The sequence below is a fragment of the Ignavibacteriales bacterium genome (assembly GCA_020635255.1).
Taxonomy (GTDB): Bacteria; Bacteroidota; Ignavibacteria; order Tepidaquicellales; family Tepidaquicellaceae; genus JAEYVS01.
Genome location: JACKAC010000001.1, coordinates 1,656,206 through 1,682,026 on the forward strand (window position 1 = coordinate 1,656,206; position 25,821 = coordinate 1,682,026).

Consider the following 25,821-nt stretch of genomic DNA (forward strand, 5'->3'; position numbering starts at 1 on the left):
ACGGATGCTAATAAATTATGATAAAGGAACCATATACTTCTCGTCCTGTCTAGCTAATGCTTTGCGTACCCATTCGCCCTTTTCTTCAGCCATCTTTCTCACGGCAAGACGCTCTTTATTACAGGGACCGTCGCCGTTAATTACTCGTTTAAATTCATCCCAGTCGGGTTCGGTGTACTCCCACTCACCAGTCTCTTCGTTCTTTTTCAGCTTTGGATCGGGAATAGTAAGACCGAGGTCCCATATCTTCGGCACGTACATGTCGAGGAATTTCTGCCTCATCGCATCGTTGGAAGCCATCTTCACTTTCCAGCGCATGAGTGTTTCGGTATGCACGGATATCTTATCGGATGGTCCGAAGAAGTGCATTATCGGAGGCCACCAGCGGTTAAGCGCTTCCTGCACCATTTCTCTTTGCTTTGGCGTACCCGTCGCGAGAAATACAACATTGTCGTGCCCGTATTTTAGATGAAACGATTCTTCCTGACAGATGCGTTCCAAAGCACGGCAATAAGGCGCATACGAGCCCTTGGAATTCGCAACCTGGTTAATTATCGCGCCGGCATCGATGAGCCACGCAATGACAGCGGTATCAGCCCACGTCACAGCGGGATAGTTAAACACGTTTGAGTATTTTGATTTGCCGGAGATGAGATCGTCTATCATCTGCTCGCGTGGTTTTCCGAGAGTCTCTGCTGCGCTGTACAATAATTGTCCGTGGCCGACTTCATCCTGCACTTTTGCCATGAGCGCGAGTTTACGGCGGAAACCGGGAGCGCGAGTTATCCATGTGCCTTCCGGGAGCGCGCCGATTATTTCGGAATGCGCGTGCTGTTCTATCATGCGAATCAACTGCTTGCGGTATTCATGAGGCATCCAATCCGTGGGTTCGATCTTCTCGCCCGCAGCGATCTTCGCCTCAAACTCCTCGAGCTTTTTCGGGTCATCTACATTACCCTCGCCGTTGCCGGAGGGTTCGAATATATAGCCGCCACCATACATAATTTATTGTTTTTAGTTTATCTTATCTCTTTAATAATTAAAACCAGCTTCTCTCTATAATAATTCATTCTAATCTTATAAGAAATGCTAAATGCAGTAAATGGAGTTTTTTTTGAGTTATTAAAGTTTTTGGAGGAGTGCCGCACATAAAAATAAATTAGAATTATCATAAAATAACGCTTTAAGGGATATACTCTAGATTCCCGCTTCCGCAGGGAATGACAAAAAAAGTTGTGGAACAAACCAAAGTGTATCATGTTTAAAAACTAAAAGGTCAAAAACCTAACAAGAAAGGAGACCGAAAATGAAACAACTAAAACAAAAGAGAGAAGAACAAAAAAAGTTCTTCGAGTACAAGGGCGCAGAATTGAAGAACTTTTATAAGAAGTACGCAATGCGGGCGCTTATATTTTCGGTCGCATTTCACTTCGCTGTAGTAGGAGCTTGGTTTATGTCGTCAGTAATGAATGACGCAAACGCCGATAAAAAGGATGAGATAAAAGAAAGGATAATCATTCTTAATGAGGTACCGATGATCAATGAGCAGAAAGAAGTTCAGGAACCGGTAGCTATCGAGAAACCTAAAGTAACAGTGAAAAAGGATCTCGAATCACTGACACCTGTTCCGACAAGAAAAGTAGATTCTGAAAAATTGACAACGAAGTCACAGGACCAGCTGGATCAGGTAAAGGGATTGGTATCAAGTAACGGTGATGATAACGGAAGTACAAACATCACTGACGCAACGATAAAGATCGATAATACGAAGATAGATGCAAATATCAAAAAGGATCCGCCAAAAGTCGAACCTGAAAAGAACTTCCAGCCGTTTGAGGTTGAGAAAGCGCCTGTACCGGTAAATCTGAGCAGTGTAAAAAGCTCACTGCGCTATCCGCAAAGCGCGATAGACCAGGGAATCGAAGGTAAGATGGTTGCGAAGATACTCATCGGGAAAAACGGTGAAGTAATTAAAGTAGGAAGTATATCAGGACCGGACATATTTAAAGATGAGATCAGGGAAAAGGTAGATGACCTGGTGTTTACACCTGCGATGATGAATGGACAAACAGTAAAATGCTGGGTAACGGTTCCGTTTAACTTTAAACTAAAAAGCGGATTTAATCACTAAATAAGAGTTTGACATACGATGAACAGGAATAGAGTAACTTACTCCTTTATTTAAACAAAACCCCGCAGTAGAGTGCGGGGTTTTTAAATATATGAAACAATTAGTTCGTAAAAACGTTTAATTAAGAGCGACAAACAAAAGAGTCATTTAAGCGGCTCTTTAAATTAGGAGAACCCTGCTGACTTCACAGCGGGGTTTTGTTTTACGGGGAAACATCGAACATCGAAAAGACTCTTCCTTCTTTAAAAAGAAAGTCGAGCATAGAGGCAAGCACAACTGCATTCCATATGTTGAGAAGACTAATCGTACATTTTCTCTTCTCATCATTCTTCGACCAGAGGTGGATCTCACCATTTACATAACTCTTTACACAGTCCTTCCATTCCACAAAAGTTTCCTTCTTTTTAAACCATTTGTAAGTGGTAAGCTTCATTCCTGTCCGGGAAACCTCGCACCCTCCGGCTGTAAAATTCTTTCCGTTACGGATCTCGCTAATAGTGCGGTTCACCATTCCGCTAAGGATATTCACCCAAACCCCGGAAAGGATGGCATTATAGTGATCGTCGAGTGACTTATTGGTTTTCATAATGCTGGCTGAACCGAAGAAGATCTTTATCACTTTTTTATCCTGCGAACGGAATACTATCTCATACGTCTTACCCGCCTTGATGCCGTTAACGACTTGCTGTATGGAGCCATAGCGAATGTCACTTATACGGCTTATAAGCATAGAGTCACCGGCAAATTCGAGACGTTCCGGTGAGATAACAAGCTTCTTCACCCTTCGGTCAATGAAGTTGCGTTTTATATCAAAGGTAAACGTTCTGGGTTCAACATCGTGTTGAGGTGCGTGTGTAGTCATATTATAAAAACTCCTTCAGAAAGATTTTGTTCCTATAAAATTCTTTGGGATTCTTCATTTACTCTGAATTGCAAAAAAAGTTGTTTGTCATTCTGAGGAGTCCCGATTTATCGGGATGACGAAGAATCTCTAAAACCATCCATTTGATAAATCTTCCCAGCTCTTGTTTGTCTCTTCTATCAAAGCAATTTTTTTACTTCTTAGCCAGCCTTTTATTTGCTTTTCCCGTTGTATAGCAAGTCTTATATCGGTTGTTTCATCATAATAAACTAATTTTGTCACATTATACTTTTTTGTAAAACCCTCGATAAGTTTGTTCTTGTGTTCATATACTCTTCGAAGCAAATCTTTGGTTGCTCCGGTATATAAGACGGTATTTGTTTTATTTGTCATTATGTATACATAGTATCTTTTTCGCATTAGGATTTCTTAAGAGATTCTTCGTTTCACTCAGAATGACATGCTGCAATTTAAAAACGAGATTCTTCGCTACGCTCAGAATGACAAGATAATAGGCTACTCTTTAATTTCATCATCCCGTAATTCGACGGGTTTTGAGTTCTTTTTGCGGAGGCGCATATTGAGAAACTCGACAAACAGCGAGAACGCCATCGCGAAGTAAACGTAGCCTTTCGGTACCTCGATGTGGAATCCTTCGACGAATAATAACAGCCCTATCATTAGCAGGAAAGCAAGCGCGAGCATTTTGATAGTGGGATGCTTATGAATGAAATCACTGACCCACCGGGCAAATATCACCATAACGATCATCGCAAGGATTATTGCGACTATCATCACTTCGATATCTTTCACAAGACCTATTGCAGTAAGGATCGAATCAAAGGAGAAGACGATATCCAGCAGTGCGATCTGTATTATTGCGCCGGCGAAAGTATTAATCTTCGACTTTCTTTGCTTCTCTTCGTCGTCCTCTAGCTTATCGTGGATTTCGAGAGTGCTCTTTGTAAGCAGAAAGAGACCTCCCGCTATCAGGATAAGGTCTCTTCCCGTAAAATCATGTCCAAAAATTGTTATGAGAGGCTGCACCATATTGGTTATCCACACAATGCCAAAAAGCAGAGCAACCCTGAAAACAAGAGCAAGGGCAAGTCCCGTGATGCGGGCTTTTTCCTGCACTTCCTTTTTAAGCTTGCCGGTTACAATAGAGATAAAGATTATATTATCTATCCCCAGAACTATCTCCAGGAATGTAAGTGTGGCAAGACTTACATAAGTCTCAGGGCGTGTGAATATTTCAAAGAATTCCATATGTGCGCATGAAAATTATTATGCGGCTTCCTCCTTCTCCGCCTTGTATTGTTCGATGATCTTCATTTCCACTTCGCGCGGTACGTCCTCGTAGTGGGAAAATTTGCGCTTGTACGTTCCCCTGCCCTGCGTGAGCGAGCGAAGCGTAGATGAGTAACCGTTCATTTCGGAAAGAGGTATCTGCGCTTTAAGCTTTTGCAGGTGTCCTTCGGCTTCCATTCCCTGTATTCGTCCCCTTCTCGAAGATACATCGCCCGAGACAGCTCCCATGAACTCTTCCGGGAACACCACTTCGACGTCATAGATCGGCTCCATAATAACCGGAGCGGCTTCCATAAATCCTTTTCGGAATGCCATCGAGCCGGCAATCTTGAATGAATTTTCATCCGAATCAACGTTGTGGAAAGAGCCGTCGAATAGCGTTACCTTAACGTCAATGACCGGGCATCCAACAACGACGCCGTTTTTGAGAACTTCATTGATACCCTTTTCAACAGCCGGAACGAACCTGCCGGGAATAACACCGCCGACGATCTTATCGACGAATTCGAATCCCTGTCCTCTTTCGAGAGGCTCTATCTTTATATGAACGTGCCCGAACTGTCCGCGTCCGCCGGATTGTTTCTTGTGTTTGTATTCGATGTCATTTGCAGTCGAGCGTATAGTCTCACGGTAAGGAATCTTCGGGTCTTTTACTTCTACTTCTAGCTTATACTTTTCCTTCATTCTTTTTATAACAGTCTCGAGGTGTGATTCACCCTGCCCGCTGATAACTGTCTCTCTTGTTTCGGGAATAAATGAAGAAATGAACGTCGGGTCTTCCTCGTGGAATGAGTGGAGCGCCGTTGCAATCTTATCTTCGTCGCCTTTGTTTTTCGCATGGATAGCGAGTGTTATATTCGGATCGGGAAATTTGATATTAGGAAGTACAACCGGGTTGTTCTTAGAGCTAAGTGTATTATTTGTGTGAGTATCTTTTAGTTTAACAACGGCTCCAATATCTCCGCAGATAACAGCATCCATTTCTTTTCTGTTCTTTCCATTCATAGAGAAAAGCTGTGAAAGGCGTTCTGATTTTCCGTTAGCTTCATTTACCATGTCCATACCATGCGTGACCTTACCGGAATAGACACGGAAGAATGAAAGCTCACCGATGTTCTTTTCCGAGACGGTTTTGAATATGAAGATCGTCGGTTCACCATTCGGATCGGCTTTGACTTCGACCTCTGAATCACTACCGGGTTTATGCGCGTGTTCCGGATGTTTATCGAGCGGTGACTCGGTATAGTCAGCGATAAAATCCAAAATTGGTTTAATGCCGATATTTTTGTCGGCAGCGGCACAGAATACCGGGAATATCTTCCTTTCCTGCATACCGAGAAGAAGACCTTTCTCAATGTCTTCCGGCGCGAGATTTTCGTCTCCCTCGAAGAACTTTTCCATAAGTTCCTCGTCTTCCTCAGCGATATTTTCAACAAACCTCTGGTGGTACTCCTTTGCTTTGGCTTTCTGGTCTTCGGGTATATCTTCCTCGGTATAATTACCTGAACCGTCGGTGGAGAATTTCAGAAGCTTCATTTTAGCAACGTCAACAACGGCATTAAAACCGGTGCCGGAATTCACAGGAAACTGCATTACTGCCACACGCGAACCAAAACTTTCCCTAAGCTGGTCAATAACCTTCTCGAAATTTATATTTTCGTGGTCGAGTTTATTTATAACAAAGATGATGTTATTACGGTAATGCTTTGTGTTGTGAAAAGTGATCTCGGTGCCGACTTCCCTGCCTTTTGATGCATCGAGCGTAATAATGGAAGTATCTGAAACCCTCAGCGCGGATACGACTTCCCCGATATAATCCATAAAACCGGGTGTATCGATGAGGTTAATTTTTATTTTGTCGCCTTTGGACTTTTTCCAGAAGGCATTCATCACTGAGGCGTTGATGGACATTTGTTTTTCTATCTCGTCCTCGTGATAGTCACTAACTGTGTTACCCTCGGTAACGTTTCCCATTCGATTGGTTACTCCGGAACTGAAAAGAACTGCCTCACAAAAGGAAGTCTTTCCGGTTCCGGCATGGCCAATGACAGATACATTTCTGATTTGTTCTGATTTATAGTCAGGCATAAATAAATCTCCTTAAAAAATTTATTAATATTATTTTTTTGACTCTTTCTTTGTTACATCCAGCGGTATAGGCTGGTTTTTGTCATGTATCTGGAGCTGGAGTATATCAAACGGTATGTCTATTCCTTCCGCATCGAACTTCTCCTTAACTTCCTTTATCACGTCGCTCTTTACGTCGAACTGCGAGCGAGTAAGGTATCCATTATTGACCCAGAACCTAACCATAATATTTATTGAACTTGAACCAAAATCATTTAGAATAACATCCGGTGCGGGATCGTCCAGAACTTCCTTATTGTCTTGGAGAACGGATCGTACCGCCTGTACTGCTTTACCCAGGTCACTCGCGTATTCCACACCAACAATAAATTCATGACGGCGCGTGGGTTCCATAGTATAGTTAAGCACCGGGTTTTTTATTATCATCGAATTAGGGATAAAGACGTCGTTTCCGTCGAAAGTTTTTATAGTTGTCACGCGCATATCGACTTCCTTAACCGTCCCGGTATAGTCCTGTGAAACAATAACGTCACCGATATCGAACGGGCGGTTGAAGGCAAGTATTACGCCCGCGAGGAAATTCTCTCCTATGTCTTTGAACGCAAAACCAACTATTAGAGCGGAAGCACCAAGTCCCGCAAGCAGACCGCTCGCGACACCGCCGTATCCAAGAACGTTAACCGCAATGAATAAACCGATTAGAATGATCGTCCATCGAAGTATCCTTCCGAGAAAAACAGGAAGGAGCTGGTCCTCCATTCGCTTCAGTAGATTGCGTTTCAGCGTACGCCCGGCTAGTCCTGCAATAATAAAGAACACTATAATAACTATTAATGCTATAACTATTTGCGGAAGAGAATTGAGAAACCTCTCCCAATAGGACGCAAGCAGACCCACGTAATCTTTATCATCTTTACCTTGAAAAAGAGAAAATACGGACGCTAAGTATAGGATTAACGACATAAAATACGAACTTTTGTGAGATTACCGCAGTTTTGGTGCAAAGAAAGAAAATAACATATTGTATCAATAATATAAAGATAATTTACTAAAAATATGCAATTTTGAGGAAAGTCGGCGAGAAATGAACCTATGAGGAAAAACCGGGGTTTTACCCCCGGTTTTGTAAATATACTTTAAAAATCCCCTTTTTCTAGTGTAGTCCCGGGAGAACCCGATAAAAGGGTGTTTCCATAGAGGTAGTTGCCGGAGTGGAACAAATTCGTAAGATGAGCTGTCCCACAGTCTACCAAGGAAGAGCTTTGTGTTCCTAGAAAAACAGAATTAGTTACGCTAATGTAATCCATATCTTGGATCACCTCAATTAACACAGAATCATCTACCCTGCAAACACAATTATTGAATTCGATACCATTCATTTTTGCAAGATTATATATCTTACTATTGCTGGGAAGATTCAGCAGAACACAATTATTGAAAATTAAGCCTAAATCCTCCTGCGAGCCATACAGATGCAGAGAGATTGGATATACTAATTTACTGCCATCAATATAAAGATTATTAAAGATGACCTGTTTTACAGGACAAAACTGATTGCTGGGTGATTCATTAAGGAACCGCATGAAAAATGTCGGAGTAATATCGTCGGTATATATAACAGAAGAATTATTTACTTCCATCACCTGCGGCAATGTAAGTTCTGGTGGATTTTCGAGGGGCTGCTCTCTAATTGTAAACATAGTCTTGTTGTAACAATTAATATTATTAAAATTCCACTTTTTTATGCTAGATGTTTGAATAGTAATCACAGCACTTTCAATATTATTTCCATCATTTACCGATGCTAATCCATCAATGTTTAACATATCAATATTATAAGTATCACTATTGCCACCAATAAAAACAGGGTACACAACATTCTCTGTGTACATGTTCTTAATAACTATGTTTGCTCTTTCAATGAGTGAAGAATCAGACTCACCTTCTAAAGCGTTTGTATAGAAATCCACACCGCCATTGAGATTCAGAGCCCTGAAATTTTCAATCAAAACATTGCCTTTCATTCCTATACCCACACCTGTGTACTTTATAGCCGTCTGAGAATCAGGTATGCCTCCAATGGCGGTACAGTTTTTAAATATCACCGAGCCAGTAAACGATGCAAAAACAAACGCATGTTCACCAAGTTGAGGGGTAGTAACTGTTGCCGTGACATTTTCAATATTAACCTCCCATTGTTTTCCACCTTTGACGGTAGTCAATCCACCACATCTTATTGCATGCCGGATACCAACAAAATTGGAATCTCTAACTTTTGGATATGAACATGCATTCCCGATCATTACCCCATAGCCATAACCAAATAGGTTTGAATTATCAACCTCACATTTATCAACAAGCGGATTATAGCAGTTATAAAGTGCTATCGAAGCGAGTAATGAATTATTAAATTTAACATTAGAAATAACTGCATTATCACAATATTCAACATAAATTCCCTGTAAGTAATCTTCCACTTGTGGATCAACAGGACAAACCGGTTCAATTCGCGGGAATTCTATCTCTAAATCAAAAATCTTAAGCTTTGTAGCATTTACTTTAGCAATACTGAGGTTGTAACTTTCAGGCGGATCACTTACACTTTGCGGATCAACTAATTCATATGTATCAAACAAATAGTCATCGAAATACACTTTACTATCCTTATACAATTTAACCCTTTTCAATTCACCGACTTTTATGCCATCTCCGGCAAACTTATCCGAATATATTAAAACAAGGTCGCCTGTCTCCAGCCCATCGGTGGAAATGCCCGAACATTCTACAAAATTGGTTCCCCTTACCGCGACAGAATCGATCGCTCTTTGTGTTCCCAACGAGCCTAAAGCTGTCAAACCAATACCCGCGCTTGAAAAATCAAAAATCAGCTTTGAACCATTTCCTAATATCGTAAGCCCGTCAACACTTAGGGTCTCTTCTATAGTATAGACACCCCTGTCTTCGAGAACCAGGATCTGCTCTTCTCCACCATTTTGTGCTGCTAAAATAGCCTGTTCGAAGGCATAAGTAATGTCAGTTGGATACATCGCGATATAATCCTTTACAAATATCATTTTTTATTCTCCTTTATGTTTTTTATAATTAATGATTCTTTATACTTTATTTAATTAAGTATCACCATACTCTTTATCCGTCGAAGGAGAATTATTTATTAGTGTATTGCCATTTAAAACATTACCTGTATGGTAAAGTGTATCTAAATGACTGGAAGGATTATTTATCAGTGATGAACCAAGAGACCCTAAAAAGGAATTTCCGGACAGCCCAATATATCCAGCATCGGAATTTAGATCAATAAAACGGCTCCCATTCGTTTCATATACACAACCATTGAAAACCAGACCTTCAATACCTATATCATTCTTAAATCCAATAGAAGATGCCGGTATATTAGTAAAAGTGCAATTATTAAATACAAAGAAAAGCCCTGAACTTGTCGTCTCCGATACAGCTTGCACATAAAACAGTTTGCTTCCGTCTGTCTTAAGGTTATTAAAAACAATCGTACTTACCGGATACACATCCCCGGCATCCTGTGCCAGCATTAATAAATATTCGGAAGGAGAGCTTCCTGATAAAGCATCAGAGTATGTTAAAGAGGAGTTACTGATCACTAATTCCTGTGGAACCACAAACGTAGATCCGTCTATGTGGTCAATTTCCATCAGCCTTTTATTGTAACATTTAATATTATTAAAGTACCACTTATTGATAGAAGAATACCGGATCAAAATAGCCGGATACTGATGATCATATGAATCTTTATAACTGGTGGAAATTAGTCCATCGACAGAAAGGAGATCCAATTCTACATCATCACCGGATTCACCGACATAGACAGGGTATGCGACTTCTTCCGCATACATATCCTTAATCATGAGATTTAGGTTATCAACTTCATCACCAAGAACTTTGACACCGTATTTTAATGCAATAGTCCGGAAATTGTGAATTACTACATCACCTTTACATTTTATTTCAATTCCTCCATAGGTAAAATCGTCCGGATCTAACATTTCCCATTCGTCCAGATTTGAATTTGGAAGTTTACTCGTATCCGGATTATCAACACGGGCTTTAAACAATTTATAACCTCCATATAAATCCGGAGAGGAAACAATATCATCAGTTAAATATTCTGTTTCTTCCATCCATTGTGTAAATTCATCTATGTTCCACCCGCCAATGGCAGTACAATCCCTGAAAGTCATTGAAGCTGTAGTTTCTCCTATTGAGAACGCGGATTCTTCATCAAGGGTCATGATAGTTCCGCTTACATTATGAATACTGGCTTCCCATAGTAAACCCCTTTCCGCGGAATCACCGCTTGTTATAACTGCATGTCTGATACCTACAAAATTAGAATCTCTGACCGTCGAGTACATGCATGCGTTTTCCAGTAATACTCCATGACCTTCACCGGATAAATTAGAATTATCAACCTCACAATTATCGACTAAAGGATTGTAACAGCTTTTTAATCTTATTGCTGCTGCTTTTGCATTATTAAATTTTACCCCGGAAATTACGATGTTATCTCCGTACTTAACCTGTATACCTGCAGTTTCGGAATCTGTAGATTCTGGATCAGCATATTCAATTTCAAGATCATAAATCTTAAGTTTTACCGGGGAAATTTTTGCAACTACAGGGGAGTCGGAGTCTTCATAAGTATCAAATAAGTAATCATTGAAAAAAACCTTATCATTAGTATCATCGTACTTTTTAACTCTCTTAATCTCTCCAATCTTGACACTTGCAACGGTCGAATCGGAAGAAACAAGAACCAGATCCCCCGTCTCAAGGTTATCAGCGTCAATTGCACTGCTTACTACAAAACTCGTTCTTTTAGCTGCAGTCGAATCGCTCGCTCTGAGAGTACCGAGCGAGCCCTCTGCAATTAGACCAACCTCTGAGCTGTCCGAAAAGTCGAAAATTAATTTAGAACCATTACCCATGATCGTAAGTCCGCTTACATCAAGTGTACGCTCGATCGTATACTCCCTGCGATTCTCTAAAACAAGGATCTGTTCTTCACCGCTGTTCTTTGCGGCATCGATAGCATCCTCAAACTTATCTGTGATAGTTTCTCCCATTCCTGGGGGTAAAAAATCTTCAAGAAAAATCATTTCTTTCTCCTTTTAAATTTTTGTTTAAGAAGTTTTTGTGAATTACCTGTTTTGTTGGTTTAAAATTTGCTATAATACATTTGTGGTATGGTAGCTCTAGCAAAATAATCTAAATGTATTATACTGTCAAGAGGAGCAACACATTTTTATTATGGAATCCGCAAAAAGACTGGAAATACTAATATCGAAGCTTGGTCTTACAAAGAGAGAATTTGCTTTTAGAATTGGCAAGCTCCCCCAAAATATTAATACCTATATAAAGGGCGGTAGAAGTATTGGTAAAAACTTTGCGTCTGACGTTAAAGAAAAATTCCCAATCGTAAATACTGACTGGCTTTTATATGGAAACGGGGAGATGTTCATTCCTGACCACGTGGACTATTCAAAAAAGGAACTTATAAATGAGATTAATTATCTGAAAAATGAATTGGAGATTTTGAAAGAGAAATATGAGCAAAGTATTAATTTTATTAAGGATTTACAAAATGAAGCAAATGAATTTACTAAAAACAGATAGGTGTTTCTTTATTTAACATTTAAGAGATTTATATTAATTTACATTTTAGACAGCATTTAATATAACAATGAAAATATGAGCAAATATTTCCCCATAACGACGTACGGAATGGATATTTTGCGTAAGGAAACGCAGAAAATACAGGATGTTGACATTGACCTGATCCGCACCATCCAGAGAATGTTCGAGACTATGCATAATGCCGAGGGTATAGGACTCGCGGCACCGCAGGTGAATATACTCAAAGCCCTTACGGTGATAGACCTATCGGGATCTGAGGAATACAAGGAATTCAAACCTCTCACTATGATCAACCCGGAAATACTCGAAACACACGGCGAGATAGAGCGTGAGGAAGGATGCCTGAGCATCCCCGGACTACGAGCAGTGGTTACGCGACCGGAGAAGGTATTCTTCAGGTATCACGATATAGACATGAATGAAAAAACGATGGAGGCGGACGACCTGCTCGCGCGGGTTGTTCAGCATGAGATAGACCATCTTCATGGAAAGCTTTTCATCGATTACCTGGATGCCGACCAAATGAAGGAATTGAAAAAAGATCTGAAGGACATAAAGAATAAAAACATAGAAGCGTTTTATCCGCTGTTTATTCACTCCGAACTGGAATATTAATTTATCCTGATAATGAGAATAGTTTTCATGGGGACGCCGGAATTTGCTGTCCCCTCTTTAAATATTCTGCTTGAGAACGGATATGACGTCCCGGCGGTGGTGACTGTTCCCGACAAAAAGAAAGGACGCGGATTAAAAGAATCGTATTCCGACGTGAAAACATTTGCTTTGGAAAAAGGATTAAGGGTTCTTCAACCGGAGAAGCTTAAGGACGAAGAGTTCGTTAAACAGCTGACAGAAATACAGCCCGATCTGATCGTGGTCGTCGCGTTTAGAATACTGCCGAGAGAAGTTTACACGATACCCAAACTGGGCTCGTTCAATTTGCACGCATCGCTCCTGCCAAAATACCGCGGCGCAGCACCGATAAACTGGGCTATAATCAACGGCGAAAAAGAGAGTGGTGTTACGACGTTCTTTTTGCAGGATAAAGTTGATACAGGAAATATAATACTCCAGAAAAAAGTAAGGATAGATGAAGATGAGACAGCTGGGACATTACATGATAAGCTCTCATTCATTGGTGAGGAAGCGGTGCTGGAAACTGTGCAAAAAATAGAATCTGACAGTGTGCAGGTCAGCCCGCAGGATGATACACTTGCTTCACCCGCGCCGAAGATATTCAAAGAAGATTGTAAAATAGACTGGAGTCTGCCGGCGGAAAAGATTTACAATTTCATAAGGGGACTCTCCCCCTACCCTACCGCATGGACAACCCTCGATGGAGCGAACATGAAAATATACCTGGCGGGAATGACGGAAATGCAAAGCGACGGAGAGCCGGGATCAGTTCTTATAGAAGGAAAGAACATATTCGTAAACACGGCTGACAAGAAACTGGAGATAACTGAGCTTCAACTCGAAGGGAAAAAAAGAATATTTGCTTCAGATTTTATAAATGGATTGAGAACGACTAAAGAATTGAGACTCAATTAACTTTCTCAATTCCCTGCCTTAAACTATCTGGTGTTTCCAATTCCTTCTTCAGAGAATCTATCATAAATGAACTTGCTTCCAAAGTATTGCTTATCTTAGACAATGAATCATTAAGCTTCCCAACTGAATCATTCAAAGTCTTATTCTCGCTTATTAAAGTTAATTTTTCCGCATAGCGTGCTTCGGCAAGTACAAGGCTAAGACTATCCTTTTGAGTTACGGTAAGACTCAATGAATCATTTTGAGCCGAAAGAGAATTATTGGTTCCTACCAATTCTATGGCAAAATAAGTCACAATTGCGCATACAACCACTGTGGGTATAATAAACATTAAAATACTTATTCTTTTACTGCTTTTATCTTTCTGGCTTAATAAAACTTCAAAGTCAGTCTTCGAATTATCATGATCTGGTTTATCCATTCAAGATACTCCTTCGATATTTTTAAAAAATGGGATCTCCTTTTTCTTTGAGATGAGTGCATAATTTTTCTTTTCAACATAATAAAAATATTGTTCTACCTTACTGTCTAATTCCCAAAATTTATCCTCGAAATTAGATTCGTCTTCCAGATGCTTCAATTGCAGAGCTTTCTTTTTATATAATGCAAAAACTGTTATCTGGTCGTTAAAATTAATTAATTTATGGACGTCGATAGCACTGGTAGAGGAGATGAAAACACTTACCATGAGTGAAGCGATTCTTGTGGTTCCGTTACCTTCAAATACAAAAACAATAACAGAAATCAAAACTGCGAGGCATATTTTTACAATTAAAAGATTGAAATAGAATTTCTTGTTGTTTATCCGGGAATTTAAAATGTCTTCGATCTGACTAACTAAAAAATCAATATTTTCAGCAGCATTCTTCAATTAATGGGGAGCATTAAATGAATAATTATTAAGAATAAAGTTAAGCTAAAAATATTAATTATTCAATTTAGTTCATCCTAAGAACATTACCTCTTATCAGTTGTATATTCATTTTCTCGAAGAAGGAGGAAGGAGAAATAAAATAAAACCTTTGACAGCGCAAAATTATATCCTGTGCAGGAAGTGATGGTGTTTCCATTTTAAACCAACAATAAGCACACCTACAAGAATAAGGATCATCCCCATGTAGTCGAGCGGGTAAACCTTCTCACCGAAAAATATTCCAAGTAATAAGGCAACAAGCGAAGTATAGTAATTAGCCGTGCTGGCAAAGACAACGTTAGAGAGGAGTATCACCTTGTAATACATTACATAAGGTATCCCGGTAGATATTGCGCCAAGTATTGCAGAATAGCCGAGATATTTCCACACGTCGGGGTGAGATGACATTACCACCGGAAAATCAGACGCGATAAGATAGATTATACATGCCGGAGCAATTACCACAAATGACGCGGCAACGATAAGGACGGCATCCACGTCAGCGAGTTTGGCTTTAATGATGTTTACGCTGAATGAGAAGAGGACCATTGCGGCGACAAGATACAATATGTAAAAATTAAAATCACCGAACCCGCCATCAGCACCGACAAATCCGATGATCATACACCCTGCAAACCCTATTAAAACGCCGGCAAGCTGTGTGATCTTCCACTCGATCTTAAATACCATCACTGCTACGAGGAAAGTGAGAGCCGGATTAAGAGACATAAGAACGCCCGCCATAGAACTTCTAATATGTGTCTGCCCGATCACATAAAGCAGAAACGGCGCAAGGAAACCCATGTAACCGGATATAAGAATATAGACCCATTTTTCTTTAGGGATCTTTCTGAAATGCGGAAAGAAGAAGAATGACAAAACTACCGCGGCAAAAAGCATCCGCAGACACGTTACGATGTAAGGAGAAAATACTTCGAGGCTTCTGGATGCGAGAAGAAAGGCGCTCCCCCATAGGGCAGAAAGCACTATCATTAATATCCACGCCTGTGCATCTGGAGAGGTGTCTTTTTCGGTCATCTAAACTTTCGTATGTTTTCGTAATGAGGAACGTCCTTTCTGCTCAGGCGGTCAACTAAAACAACACCGATAAGTATAAGCGCCATACTTATAAAATTCATCGGGAAAAGCTTTTCGCCATCGATAACGCCCCACATTACCGCAAAGAATGTAACAAGATAAAGTACCGTCGATGAAAATTCAATGCTGGTACGAAAGAGAAGCCTATTGTAGAGAACAACACCGGCCATCATTGAGACCGTGCCCAGGATAAAGATAGCCCCCAGCGCAAGCCAGAGTTCTTCAGCCGGGACGTGTTTTACATGCACAGGATAATCAAATACGAAAAAATACATTATCATGACCGGGAAGAGAAAATATATTTTAATACAATAAGCTGGGTTGGGGTAAAGACCACCAATGCTTTTTTAACGAGGATGTAATCACTGCCCCATGCAAAAGCAATTACAACCAGTGAGATCCAGTCGATAAGTGTCGGATTACCGCCGGATGAAGATGTAGGAGTATTCAAGATTGTGATTCGTTAATTAATTAAAGATAACTTTAATTTTCCTCCAATTAAAGAATCACCTGACCTAATGCCGTGATATACAAAAATAGATTTTTAAGGATGATATTGCAACTCTTTAATTACTTTGCCTGACCCTTCTATTTGTGAGATACACACCGAATATAATGAGCGCCATGCCGACAAAGTGAAGCGGGAAGATCTCTTCACCGTCTATGACGCCCCACAACACCGCAACAACCGGCATGAGGTAGGTTACCATCGATGCGAAGACGGGTCCTGTGTTTTGTATAAGACGGTTAAAGAAGAAAAGAGCTAACGCCGTCCCGGTAATACCGAGCAGAGCCACATAACCAAGCGCCTCCCACCCGCCCGGAGTCTCAGTGATAACCGTAACAAAATCCGTTGTGACAAGGTACACGATGGCAAACGGTCCTATGAACATCATGGCACATGATGTCATTAGTAATGAATCTATATCTGAGAGCTTAGATTTGATAAGGTTAATATTAATGCCGTAAAGTATCGTCGCAATAACAATTAGGATAACGTATAGATTGATATTGCCGAAACCGCCTGTGCTATTGACCATACTAAGACCTACACAACCGAGAAACCCTAACATTATCCCGGTGATCTGCAAGCCGGTAACCTTTACACGGAAAGCCGTAACAGCGATCAGCAGGGTGAATAAAGGAGTAAGCGAATTAAAAATTCCGGCGAGAGAGCTGTTCACGTGAGTCTGGGCGAAAGCATATAAATAAGCCGGGAAGAAGTTACCTATCAATCCGGCAAGCAGAATTATTTTGAGTTTTTTCCGGGGGATCTTTTTGAGATTAAACAGCGCAATCCACATCATGGTAATGAACGCGAAGCCTATCCTGAGTGATGCCATCTGCATCGGTTGAAACACAACAAGCCCTTTTTTCATGAGTATATATGAGCTACCCCAGACCACTGCAAGAACAAGCAGGGTGATCCAGGATGAGAGTGAATATTTATTTTCGGTATTACTCATTTTTATTTAAGACAAATTAGACATCCCGGTGAATATCTTCCACCGTGAATTTAACAGGGAATTTTCGCGGTGATCTAATTGAGGATGTTTTCTTCGGCAGCGGTAAACGGTTTACCGTTACCGGATTCCAATAACAGATCGGTTTTTCTCTCTCCTATCTGCTGACGCCACATAGCATAGTAAAGCCCTTTAAGCTCTAAGAGTTCATTGTGTTTGCCTGATTCAATAATACGGCCGCGCTCCAGAACATAAATCGTGTCTGCGTGCATTATCGTTGAAAGCCTGTGAGCGATCAGGATCGTAATGTGATCCTTACTTTCGGATACGTCCCGGATAGTTTTGCTTATCTCTTCTTCCGTAAGAGAATCAAGCGCCGACGTCGCTTCATCAAACACAAGCAATGTCGGTTTGCGCAGTAAGGCACGCGCAATCGACAAACGTTGTTTTTCACCGCCGGAGACTTTAACCCCTCCTTCTCCTATTACAGTGTCCAGACCTTTATCTGCGCGGGCAAGGAGCGGCTGGCACGCGGCTTTTTTTAATACGTCCAGTATCTCTTCATCAGTAGCCTTCGGGTTCACAAAAAGAAGGTTTTCTCTTATTGTACCGGAAAATAACTGTGCGTCCTGTGTTACAAAGCCTATGTGCTCACGAAGGGTGTTCAGGTCGATCTCGTTTTGAGGTGTCCCGTTATAAAGGATATTCCCGGACATAGGATGATATAATCCAACGAGAAGCTTAACGAGGGTCGTTTTACCGGAGCCGGACGGACCTACAAAAGCTATAGTATGACCAATGCCGGTTTTGAAAGAAATATCCGTGAGAGCGTAATTAGTAGCTGAAAGATGTTTAAAGCTTACTTTATCGAACTCAAGATTATCGATGCTGTTTATCTCGACGGGGTCTTCCGGCTGGGGCTCGACAGGAGTATCCATGATCTTTTGGAAGTTCTCGAGCGAGACCTCCGTTTCACGGTACGTGTTAATTATATCGCCAAGCATCTGCAGAGGACCAAAGATAAAGAAAGAATAAATGAACAGTGAGAAAAACTGTCCGAAGGTTATCTGCTGATCGAAAATAAGATAGAGCATCGCGAACAGGATGACGTTACGAAGAAGATTTACAACGGAGCCCTGTATGAAGCTGAGCGTGCGGATGAACTTTACTTTTTTCAGCTCGAGCCCAAGGATCTTCATCGTGGTGTTATTGAGCCGTTCTATCTCCTGGTTGGCAAGTCCTAAGCTTTTTACAAGCTCGATATTGCGAAGTGACTCTGTGGTCGAACCCGCGAGAGCGGTTGTCTCCGATACGATATTCTTTTGTACCCTTTTAATACGCCGGCTGAGAATGGAACTGAGCCAGCCTATAAGCGGAGCTGTAATAATATACAGCGGAACGATAACCCAGTGTATTGTAAATGAATATACAATAACGAAGATCAATCCCACGAGCGTCGTAAAAAGCGTATTTACGCCCATGGTGATAAGCTTTTCAACATCGGAGCGGACTTTTTGCAGGATGCCGAGCGTTTCACCGCTTCGCTGATCCTCGAAAACCTGGTACGGAAGCTGGAGCGAGTGCCTCAGTCCGTCGGAATAGATACGAGCGCCTAATTTCTGGGTTATTGTATTTACGTAGTAGTCCTGGAAGTTCTTTGCTATGCGGGACACCAAAGCCACACCTACACCTGCAAGGAGGAGAAGCCCCACGCCCTTCCAGAACTGGTCGAATGTATATTGATCGAACTTTGTCGCGTAGTTATCTATGACGATCCTGAATATCCAGGGGTCGAGCAATGAGAAGACCTGGTTAACGGCTGCGAGAAACAATGCCAGGAAAACCAGCTTCCAGTAAAAGCCGAGATATTTATAAAGAATCTTCATTAATTGGATGAAGTAAAATTAGGTGAATTATACGGTAGAAAATATGTAAAAGTTGGAGGATAAAATAAGTCACGGAGACACAGAGGGTACAGAGATTATTGATTGAACTGAAAATAAAGGTAATCATAATTAACAGAATAGGAAGACGAACCATTTTTTTGGAGACTCCACACAACACTGTAAGCCCCGGCTCCATCACTTCCATTCATAAAAACAAAAACCGATTCGGAATTATTACCCCAAAAAGCACCCATACTAGTAGGGTCAATTCTAGGGTTATAAAAATTCTTATATATATCAGGATCGATATTGATTCGCTCATTATTAATCTTCAATAAAAATTTCTTTATTTGTTTTGCCGGAACATCCCCATCTGTTCCCCAAAAGTCTTTCCCATCAATCAAGCCTTCCCTGATATTGCTTATGTCGTGTGATGTCGTGTCAAAATATTCCAGAACGATAGTGAAAGAAAAATCATTCCCATTTTCCGATTTTTCAATTGTTATCGAATCCAAAGGAGATTTATCTTCTGATAAATTTTCTTCCAGGTATTCTACCTCAGGATCGGGCAAAGCATCCTCCTTTGGCTCCGCATCTTCATTCTTCGATTGCCGGCATGAAGTTAAAAATAAAACCCAGATTATTGATAAAAAAATAAATTTATTCATTTTCTTCTTTTACTCCACAATTTTTTCAGGCGCTCAAGGAATTTGCTTTCCTTACCCGATTCTTTTGGTTCGTAATATATCGCATCCTTCAATTCCTCCGGCAGATACACCTGATCGACGAAGTTGTCCTCGAACTGGTGCGCGTATTTATAATCTTTTCCATAATCGAGGTCTTTCATTAGTTTGGTCGGGGCATTCCGTAAGTGCAGAGGAACACCGTAAGCGGGTTTATTTTCCACGTCTTCATTTGCGGCTTTTAGTGCCATATACGAAGCGTTGCTCTTATCACAGCTCGCGAGGTACGTCGCGGTCTGCGCCAGCACAAGTTGTCCCTCCGGCATACCTATGTATGTTATTGCCGTGAAACAACTTGTGGCAAGTGTGAGCGCGTATGGATCGGCATTCCCGATGTCTTCCGATGCGAGAATGACCATCCTTCGCGCGATAAACTTCGGATCTTCTCCGCCTTTAAGCATGCGGGACATCCAGTAGAGAGCAGCATCGGGATCACTGCCCCGGATACTTTTTATGAATGCGGAGATGATATTATAATGCTCTTCACGGTCTTTATCGTAACGGATGTATTTAGCTTGAAACGCTTCTTTTATTTTATCCGTAGTTATATGGACTTTACCTTCGCTATCGGGTGAAGAAAGTTTAACCGCAAGCTCCAGCCCGTTGAGTAGTTTCCGCGCATCTCCGCCGGACAGCCCGATGAGTGAATCCTTATCTTCTACTGTAATGTCGAGCTTGCCCAGGGCTTCATCCTTTTCGAGAGCCTCATCTATTATCCGCGATAGATCATCCACGGAAAGCTCTTCCAGTACGTAAACCCTGCACCTCGAGAGAAGAGGTGAGATAACTTCGAATGAAGGATTCTCCGTCGTAGCGCCAATGAGAATAATAGTCCCCTGCTCCACACTGTGAAGAAGTGAGTCCTGCTGTGATTTATTAAAGCGGTGTATTTCGTCGATGAAAAGTATTGTCCTTTTGCCGGTACGCTCGAGGTTGTATTCGGCTTTTTCTATTGCGCTGCGGACGTCCTTTACTCCCGCGCTGACGGCTGAGAGCTGTATAAAATCTGCCTTTATCACGTGCGCGATAATTAGAGCCAGTGTGGTTTTTCCAACGCCGGGCGGTCCCCAGAATATCATCGAGACGAGTTCGCCCTTTTCCAGCATGGTGCGGATGGGTTTCCCTGCGCCAAGCAAGTGTGACTGCCCGAAGAAATCATCGAGCGAAGTCGGCCTCATTCGCTCCGCTAACGGACGGCTTTCTGCTTTTGCTTTCTTCTTATTTATTTCGTTTCCAAAAAGATCCATATTAAAAGAAGGCTCGTTTTATTACAACATATAATACAAAAGTTAAAAACACAGGGATAAATCCAATCGATGCATATTTTTTAAGCTCAGGCTTACCGAATATAAGACACATTGCATATTTAACCAGTGTATTGGAAGCGGCGGCAATAATTACCCCGGTGAAAGCGACGTTAATAGCCAGATTGACCCCGGCGAGGTTTGCCATAGATATAACTACCGCGTCCACATCAGTCAGACCGGATATTGCGCTGACGGCATATATCGCCCCGGTTCCTATGTATTCCTTAGCCAGCCCGACCAGAAGCAATATCGAAACGAAGACCGCTCCGAATTTCAGTGCTTCCGTAAGATTAAGCGGGTTCTTAGAAACAATTCCTCGTTCGGAATGAGTGACCTTGGAATTTCTTACGATAAGATAACCGATACCAATACCTATACCTGCAACAATTATCATCCCCGCAGCGCTCTGTTCAAAAAGTTCTTTATTCAAAATGTAGAGCAGGAACGCGATGCGAAGGAACATAATGGATGAAGCAACAATGACCGCGGCCGCCTGGTATGAAGGAACGCCCTTCCCGGCTTTGCTCTGGCGCGAGAAATGCCACGTTACAGCCGTGCTCGAAATAAATCCTCCGAGAATGCCCGTTAGGATCACACTCTTCCCTGTATTGATAAATTTACCAAGAAGATACCCGACGAAATTCAATCCTGTTAGAAGAACAATAATAAGACCGATCTTGAATGGATTAAGCACACCATCCGGTCCGTAATCTTCATCCGGCAAGAGCGGAAGCAACAGCGCCGCCATAATAACGAATTGTATGATAGCGTGTATGTCTTTTTCCGTAAGCTTACCAATCGCTTTGTGGATGCGAAGCTTAAACGCGAGGGTGATCGTAAGAAACACTCCAATGCCTACTGCAAGCAAAGTATAATCAAGGTACACCATAGCACCGAGGAGATATGCAATGACGACGGAGAATTCTGAGGTAGTACCGGTATGTCCCAGCTTTGAATTCCTGTAGTAAAACATGCCAACATATACCAAAACAGCCACAAGTGTTACAAAAAAGAGCCAGATGGTTAACGAAGCCGAAAGGAACATTATAATATAGCCCAGTAAAGTAATGATCGGGTATGTCCTGATACCTGCCATGAGGAGGTTATCACTTCCAGTTCGCTCCTCTTTTTTATGTGAATATTCCCGCTCGAGTCCAATTAATATCCCGATCCCTACCGAAACGAGCATCCCAATAATGAGCTTTTGTGTATCATAGCCCGTCGGGATACTAACCTGCAAAAATATCAATAAATGGGATATCATTACTAAATTTACCTTAATTATAAGACTTATTACATAGAAATAAGTGTTTTAATTCATTAATTTAAAGAATTACGTTAAAAAAATGTGTAAAAAATGGCTAAAGATACAACCGTAAATCCCACCAAAATACGCCTGGATGAAATCGAAAAAGAGCTTGCCGAACTCAAATCCCAGAGGGACGAGTTAACCGCACACTGGAATTTGGAGAAGGAGCTTATTAAAACCATACGGGCGTCCAAGGAGGAAATCGATAATCTAAAAGCCGAAGCCGAACGATATGAACGCGAAGGCGACCTGTCCAAAGTAGCGGAAATCAGGTACGGAAAAATCCCTGAACTCGAAAAGACCATAGAGACAAAGAACTCCGAACTGAAAAAAGTTCAAGAGAATAAGCAGATGCTGAAAGAGGAGGTAGATGCGGATGACATAGCGGAGATCGTCTCGAGGTGGACGGGAATACCGGTTAGCAAGATGCTGGAGGGCGAGCGTGAGAAGCTATTGAAGATGGAAGAAAACCTCGCACAGAGGCTGATAGGACAAAAGGAAGCGGTTGTTGCAGTATCGGAAGCAATACGAAGGTCACGTGCTGGACTCCAGGATGAGAACAGACCCATCGGGTCGTTTATTTTCCTTGGTACAACGGGTGTAGGTAAGACGGAGCTGGCGCGAGCGCTGGCTGAGTTTTTATTCGATGATGAAAAGGCGATCGTGAGAATAGATATGAGCGAATATATGGAGAAGTTCTCCGTGTCGCGTCTTATTGGCGCGCCTCCGGGATATGTAGGCTATGAGGAAGGCGGTCAGCTGACTGAAGCAGTCAGAAGGAGGCCATATTGTGTGGTGCTTCTCGACGAAATAGAAAAAGCTCACCCGGACGTTTACAATATTTTACTTCAGGTACTCGATGAAGGCAGGCTGACGGATTCAAAGGGAAAGACGGTGAACTTCAAGAATACGATAATCATAATGACGTCCAACATCGGCTCTCATATTATACAGGAAAGACTGCAAGACATAACCGAAAAGAACAGGGACGAAGTGATGAGCGAATTAAGGTCGAAGCTTTTCGACCTGCTAAAGGCAACCATACGACCGGAGTTTTTAAACAGGATAGACGAAATAATACTCTTTAAGCCTCTTACCGAAGGAGAGATAAGGCTCATAGTGGACCTACAGCTTGCAAGCGTACAGAGGATGCTACAGCACAACCAGATGGGTATGGAAGTAGATACGGATGTAAAGGACTGGTTAGGAAAGCTCGGGTTCGATATTAATTACGGGGCGCGGCCGCTAAAACGTACTATCCAAAAGTACATTACCAATCCCCTTTCGGAGAGGCTGCTTAACGGAGAGTTTCTGCCGGGCGACGATATCCATGTTAAGATGAAAGGTGAAGGGCAAATCGATTTTGAAAAAGCAAAAGGCGGTTCCAAAAAATAAATGATAAATTACACCGACAGCTTTTTTGACCTGAAACTCTTAAAGATAAACGACATCAAGCTTCACGAGGACACCGAAACAAAGCGGCTTCGTAATATTTACTCACGTATACGGCGCGACAAGCACCTCATTAACCCGATCATAGTAGCTCAATACAACAAAGACCTTATCCTCATCGACGGCGCGAACAGGTACAGTTCGCTCAAAGACATCGGCTGTAAGCTGGTGCTCGCGCAGATAATAGATTATAAGGACGGCCATACAAAGCTGTCAAAGTGGAATCACCTTGTTTACGACATGGATGATAATGTGATAAAGGATTACTGCGATAAGTACAAGCTAAAGTACACTTTCACGAGCGTAAAGAACGGCAAGAAAATACTTCACAATAACCTCAACAGAGTGCTGGTATCGGACATAAAAAAGAACGAGACGATGGTAATCACTTTATCAAAGGATTTCGGGAAGATGATAGACCAGCTTAATGACATTACACACCTGTACTTCAAGAAATATTCGTTCGACCGCTCCGAGCCGGAGATAAATTTTTCCGACCTTAAGAAGTTCACGCGCAGAAAAGGAACCCTGATCGAATTTCCGAAACTCAAAAAAGAGCATATAGTAAAGATCGCGAAGAGTAATAAGAAGATCCCTGCCGGTATAACCAGGCACATATTGAGGAACAGGGTTCTTCACGTAAAGTATGAGATAAAGAAGTTATTGACCGAGGGAAATGTCAAAGCCAAAACCAAGGAGCTCGAGCAGATGCTTCTAAATAAAATAGACAAGAACAAAGTAAGACAATACACGGAGTCGGTGATAGTATTCGACGAGTAAATTTAGAAGATGAGCGTAGAATATTTCATAGCGAGGCGGTACCTGTTTTCAAAGAAGCGGATGAATTTCATCACCATCATCTCGACCATCTCCATAGTCGGTGTAACAATCGGTGTCGCGGCAATGATAATCGTTCTTTCTGTATTCAACGGGTTCAATTCAAAGGTAACGTCACTTCTGGTTGCATTCGATCCGCACATAAGGATAGAATCGAAGAATTCTAACCAGCTAAGCAATTACCAGGAGCTGTCAGGGAAGATAAATGACATCGACATGAAGGCTTCCTCCCCTTTCACGCTGAATAAAGGACTCATAGCGACGAATGACGTTACAAAGGCGGTTTACATAAAAGGGATCGACGAGAAGAAGTACGGTGAAGTATCCGGGCTTGAACAGTCCACCATACTCGGTGAGCTTAACCTTAAAGATAAAGGTGACATAGGCGGGATAGTTCTCGGCAGGACACTTGCCGGGGAGCTTAGAAGTCTCGAAGGTGATACGGTTACAATGATAAGCACTGTCGGGCTGGAGAAATCCCTCACACAGTTCGTAGAGCCTATTACAAAGAAGTTCATAGTGCGGGGAATATTCGAATCGGACAATAAGGAATATGACAATAAATATGCGTTCATTTCGCTGGGAAACTCACAGCAGTTATTCGATCTGGGCGATAATGTTAATGGTATCGATATACGGTTAAACGATATAAAAGCATCCGAGTCGGTCAAAAAAGAGTTAGAAGAAAAACTTGGACCGGATTATACCGTTTCTACATGGTACGACCTGCACGCGGATTTCTACTCATTGATGAATATCGAGCGCTGGGTATCGTTCAGTATATTGAGCTTAATTATCGTTGTGGCTTCATTTAATATACTTACTTCCCTTACTATGACGGTTATCGAGAAGAAAAGGGATATAGGCGTATTAAAAGCGATCGGCGCAACGGAAAAAATGATAAGGAGAATATTCCTGTACGAAGGGATAACCGTGGGACTTATAGGGATGGTTGTAGGGACATTGCTGGGGCTTCTCACGATACTGGGACAAATACAATTTAAATTTTATCAGCTAGACCCCATGCGCTATGCAGTTGATGCGTTGCCGGTTGAGCTCAGAGTGATGGATTTTATAACCGTGCCCCTCGCAGCATTTTTGTTGTGTTTCTTTGCTTCTATATACCCGGCTTACAAAGCCGCTAAATCCGACCCGATACAATCGATCAGGTGGGAATAATTT

The 25,821-nt window shown here is 41.7% G+C and carries 25 protein-coding genes; 7 read left to right on the forward strand and 18 right to left on the reverse strand.

Annotation, left to right across the window (positions count from 1 at the left end):
* Positions 1 to 15: 15 nt before the first annotated feature.
* Positions 16 to 1,002, reverse strand: coding sequence for a 1,2-phenylacetyl-CoA epoxidase subunit A (gene paaA / locus H6614_07490; GenBank protein ID MCB9243497.1), 987 nt, complete (start codon positions 1,000 to 1,002; stop codon positions 16 to 18).
* Between the two features lie 304 nt (positions 1,003 to 1,306).
* Between paaA and H6614_07495 the strand changes: the two genes are divergently transcribed.
* Entirely contained in the window at positions 1,307 to 2,131 is an 825-nt protein-coding gene (locus tag H6614_07495; protein MCB9243498.1) for a TonB family protein, read from the forward strand.
* A 202-nt stretch (positions 2,132 to 2,333) separates the two neighbouring features.
* Here the strand turns inward: H6614_07495 and H6614_07500 are convergent, their stop codons facing one another.
* From H6614_07500 to H6614_07530, 7 genes are all read right to left on the reverse strand, one after another.
* Positions 2,334 to 2,993, reverse strand: a complete 660-nt coding sequence (locus tag H6614_07500) for a hypothetical protein (protein ID MCB9243499.1) — start codon at positions 2,991 to 2,993, stop codon at positions 2,334 to 2,336.
* Between the two features lie 129 nt (positions 2,994 to 3,122).
* Positions 3,123 to 3,413: a GIY-YIG nuclease family protein gene (locus H6614_07505; protein ID MCB9243500.1), complete on the reverse strand. Its 291-nt coding sequence runs from the start codon at positions 3,411 to 3,413 to the stop codon at positions 3,123 to 3,125.
* Between the two features lie 96 nt (positions 3,414 to 3,509).
* On the reverse strand, positions 3,510 to 4,262 hold the full coding sequence (locus H6614_07510; protein ID MCB9243501.1) for a TerC family protein: 753 nt from the start codon (positions 4,260 to 4,262) through the stop codon (positions 3,510 to 3,512).
* 18 nt (positions 4,263 to 4,280) lie between these two features.
* Complete coding sequence (fusA, locus tag H6614_07515) at positions 4,281 to 6,392, reverse strand: elongation factor G (GenBank protein ID MCB9243502.1); 2,112 nt, start codon at positions 6,390 to 6,392, stop codon at positions 4,281 to 4,283.
* A 30-nt stretch (positions 6,393 to 6,422) separates the two neighbouring features.
* Positions 6,423 to 7,355 carry a mechanosensitive ion channel family protein gene (locus H6614_07520; GenBank protein ID MCB9243503.1) on the reverse strand — a complete coding sequence of 311 codons (933 nt, stop codon included), beginning with the start codon at positions 7,353 to 7,355 and terminating at the stop codon, positions 6,423 to 6,425.
* 173 nt (positions 7,356 to 7,528) lie between these two features.
* Positions 7,529 to 9,466 carry a hypothetical protein gene (locus H6614_07525; protein MCB9243504.1) on the reverse strand — a complete coding sequence of 646 codons (1,938 nt, stop codon included), beginning with the start codon at positions 9,464 to 9,466 and terminating at the stop codon, positions 7,529 to 7,531.
* Positions 9,467 to 9,520: 54 nt separating this feature from the next.
* Complete coding sequence (locus H6614_07530; protein MCB9243505.1) at positions 9,521 to 11,509, reverse strand: right-handed parallel beta-helix repeat-containing protein; 1,989 nt, start codon at positions 11,507 to 11,509, stop codon at positions 9,521 to 9,523.
* Positions 11,510 to 11,693: 184 nt separating this feature from the next.
* On the opposite strand from H6614_07530, the gene H6614_07535 reads away from it, so the two are divergent.
* The 3 genes from H6614_07535 to H6614_07545 all read left to right on the forward strand — a co-directional run bounded on the left by H6614_07535 (position 11,694) and on the right by H6614_07545 (position 13,631).
* On the forward strand, positions 11,694 to 12,059 hold the full coding sequence (locus tag H6614_07535; protein ID MCB9243506.1) for a hypothetical protein: 366 nt from the start codon (positions 11,694 to 11,696) through the stop codon (positions 12,057 to 12,059).
* Positions 12,060 to 12,134: 75 nt separating this feature from the next.
* Positions 12,135 to 12,695, forward strand: a complete 561-nt coding sequence (gene def, locus H6614_07540) for a peptide deformylase (GenBank protein MCB9243507.1) — start codon at positions 12,135 to 12,137, stop codon at positions 12,693 to 12,695.
* Between the two features lie 12 nt (positions 12,696 to 12,707).
* Entirely contained in the window at positions 12,708 to 13,631 is a 924-nt protein-coding gene (locus H6614_07545) for a methionyl-tRNA formyltransferase (GenBank protein ID MCB9243508.1), read from the forward strand.
* On the opposite strand, the gene H6614_07550 is transcribed toward H6614_07545, so the two are convergent.
* The 10 genes from H6614_07550 to H6614_07595 all read right to left on the reverse strand — a co-directional run bounded on the left by H6614_07550 (position 13,624) and on the right by H6614_07595 (position 22,305).
* A complete protein-coding gene (locus tag H6614_07550) occupies positions 13,624 to 14,052 on the reverse strand; it encodes a hypothetical protein (GenBank protein ID MCB9243509.1) in 429 nt (142 codons plus the stop codon). The two genes, H6614_07545 and H6614_07550, sit on opposite strands and share 8 nt — an antisense overlap.
* Complete coding sequence (locus tag H6614_07555; GenBank protein ID MCB9243510.1) at positions 14,053 to 14,502, reverse strand: hypothetical protein; 450 nt, start codon at positions 14,500 to 14,502, stop codon at positions 14,053 to 14,055. It abuts the gene before it with no gap.
* A 165-nt stretch (positions 14,503 to 14,667) separates the two neighbouring features.
* Positions 14,668 to 15,582 carry a DMT family transporter gene (locus H6614_07560; protein ID MCB9243511.1) on the reverse strand — a complete coding sequence of 305 codons (915 nt, stop codon included), beginning with the start codon at positions 15,580 to 15,582 and terminating at the stop codon, positions 14,668 to 14,670.
* Positions 15,579 to 15,917, reverse strand: a complete 339-nt coding sequence (locus tag H6614_07565) for an EamA family transporter (GenBank protein ID MCB9243512.1) — start codon at positions 15,915 to 15,917, stop codon at positions 15,579 to 15,581. Before H6614_07565 ends, H6614_07560 begins: the two co-directional genes overlap by 4 nt.
* Positions 15,918 to 15,919: 2 nt before the next feature.
* Positions 15,920 to 16,093, reverse strand: coding sequence for a hypothetical protein (locus tag H6614_07570; protein ID MCB9243513.1), 174 nt, complete (start codon positions 16,091 to 16,093; stop codon positions 15,920 to 15,922).
* A 115-nt stretch (positions 16,094 to 16,208) separates the two neighbouring features.
* Positions 16,209 to 17,108, reverse strand: a complete 900-nt coding sequence (locus tag H6614_07575) for an EamA family transporter (GenBank protein ID MCB9243514.1) — start codon at positions 17,106 to 17,108, stop codon at positions 16,209 to 16,211.
* A gap of 74 nt (positions 17,109 to 17,182) precedes the next feature.
* On the reverse strand, positions 17,183 to 18,991 hold the full coding sequence (locus H6614_07580) for an ABC transporter ATP-binding protein (protein ID MCB9243515.1): 1,809 nt from the start codon (positions 18,989 to 18,991) through the stop codon (positions 17,183 to 17,185).
* 95 nt (positions 18,992 to 19,086) lie between these two features.
* Positions 19,087 to 19,659: a hypothetical protein gene (locus tag H6614_07585; GenBank protein ID MCB9243516.1), complete on the reverse strand. Its 573-nt coding sequence runs from the start codon at positions 19,657 to 19,659 to the stop codon at positions 19,087 to 19,089.
* Positions 19,656 to 20,981 (reverse strand): replication-associated recombination protein A, encoded by a 1,326-nt coding sequence (locus tag H6614_07590; protein MCB9243517.1) that lies wholly within the window; start codon positions 20,979 to 20,981, stop codon positions 19,656 to 19,658. The genes H6614_07585 and H6614_07590 overlap by 4 nt, the downstream gene beginning before the upstream one ends.
* Position 20,982: 1 nt before the next feature.
* Positions 20,983 to 22,305 (reverse strand): MgtC/SapB family protein, encoded by a 1,323-nt coding sequence (locus tag H6614_07595; protein MCB9243518.1) that lies wholly within the window; start codon positions 22,303 to 22,305, stop codon positions 20,983 to 20,985.
* 93 nt (positions 22,306 to 22,398) lie between these two features.
* On the opposite strand from H6614_07595, the gene H6614_07600 reads away from it, so the two are divergent.
* The 3 genes from H6614_07600 to H6614_07610 are packed head-to-tail and all read left to right on the forward strand — an operon-like array spanning position 22,399 to position 25,818.
* Positions 22,399 to 23,745 (forward strand): AAA family ATPase, encoded by a 1,347-nt coding sequence (locus H6614_07600; protein MCB9243519.1) that lies wholly within the window; start codon positions 22,399 to 22,401, stop codon positions 23,743 to 23,745.
* Entirely contained in the window at positions 23,746 to 24,582 is an 837-nt protein-coding gene (locus tag H6614_07605) for a hypothetical protein (protein MCB9243520.1), read from the forward strand.
* A 9-nt stretch (positions 24,583 to 24,591) separates the two neighbouring features.
* Complete coding sequence (locus H6614_07610; GenBank protein MCB9243521.1) at positions 24,592 to 25,818, forward strand: ABC transporter permease; 1,227 nt, start codon at positions 24,592 to 24,594, stop codon at positions 25,816 to 25,818.
* Positions 25,819 to 25,821 lie beyond the last annotated feature (3 nt).